The following is a 602-nucleotide window of genomic DNA, read 5'->3' on the forward strand; positions in this document are numbered from 1 at the left end:
GAAGCCGCACCGGATCAAACAGGTCCGGCTCACCTGCGCTCTCCCCGAAACCGCGATGATCGAACAGAAGCACCGCGATACCCGAGGCTGCGAACCGGTCCGCGAACTGCGGCAGTCCGTCGCGCCGTGTACCGGTAATACCGTGCGCCATCACGATAATCGGCCTGGGGCCAGGGTCGCTCGTGGCCGGGTAGAGCCACGCCGCGCACCTCAGCCCGCCTGAGGAGAACTCGATCTCTTCACGAATCATGACCATCGGCGTGCTCCTCTCGTTGTACAGCTCGGTTTGGTTGATGGTGCTCAGGCTGCCGTGACGAGCCCGAGCTGTCGCAGGGCGGTCAGTCCGTCGTCAAGGCCGAGCTCTTCGGTGATCAGCCCGTTCTCGACCTTGAGGATGGAGATGCCGGTGAAACGCATCGTTTTGCCGGTGCCGGCGGGCAGCGCGCCGACGGGGATGTCGTCGAATCCATCTCCGGTCTGCGTGCCACCGCCTTCCCACTGGCCGACCACGTAGTCACCCTCGGCGATCAGATCAGCGGTGCCCCAGAAGTTCAGGTCGGGGAACGCCGACCGGAAGTGGGTAGCAAACTCCCGCACCTGGT

General features: G+C 64.6%; 2 protein-coding genes. Both read right to left on the minus strand.

Annotated features, from left to right (window positions below):
- The coding region (locus ABEA81_RS42440; protein ID WP_345613738.1) for an alpha/beta hydrolase at positions 1–256 on the minus strand (256 nt) is incomplete at its 3' end.
- A 44-nt stretch (positions 257–300) separates the two neighbouring features.
- A partial coding sequence (locus ABEA81_RS42445; RefSeq protein WP_345613740.1) for an ester cyclase occupies positions 301–602 on the minus strand: 302 nt, incomplete at its 5' end.

The organism is Pseudonocardia adelaidensis (assembly GCF_039543345.1).
In the GTDB taxonomy this organism is placed as follows: domain Bacteria; phylum Actinomycetota; class Actinomycetes; order Mycobacteriales; family Pseudonocardiaceae; genus Pseudonocardia; species Pseudonocardia adelaidensis.